This window comes from Peribacillus sp. SIMBA_075 (assembly GCF_046534585.1).
In genome coordinates this window covers 1-343 of sequence record NZ_JAWRYN010000257.1, presented here as the reverse complement: position 1 = coordinate 343, position 343 = coordinate 1, and the positions used below count along the sequence as shown (strand labels likewise).

The following is a 343-nucleotide window of genomic DNA, read 5'->3' as shown; positions in this document are numbered from 1 at the left end:
CCATCATCCTCAAAATCATACGCAATTACATCGCCAAGAATAAGGTCTTCTGGCCTTTCTACGGCTTCTGCTCGAAGCCCTGTTGTAGCACCTGACAAATACCAATAAAAAGAGTGTGCTACAGCCCAGCTCCAACTCCACTGGTTTCCCCTTTGCCACCACCCTTTACGAATGTTAGGATGTCCATTCATTGGGACTTCTCCAGTGTGCAGACATTGTGAAATAAAATTTGTACAGTTATCTTCAAAATTCTTGTAGGCTGGATTCCGTTTATTCCAGTACGTCTCCGCATATTGCACGGCTGCCCGCCGATCATAGTGAAAGGCTCTCCCGAATTGTTCCT

General features: G+C 45.8%; 1 protein-coding gene. It reads right to left on the bottom strand.

Features of this window, described 5'->3' with window-relative positions:
* On the bottom strand, positions 1-343 hold a 343-nt coding region (locus tag SB775_RS28135), incomplete at both ends, for an amidase domain-containing protein (protein WP_410864455.1).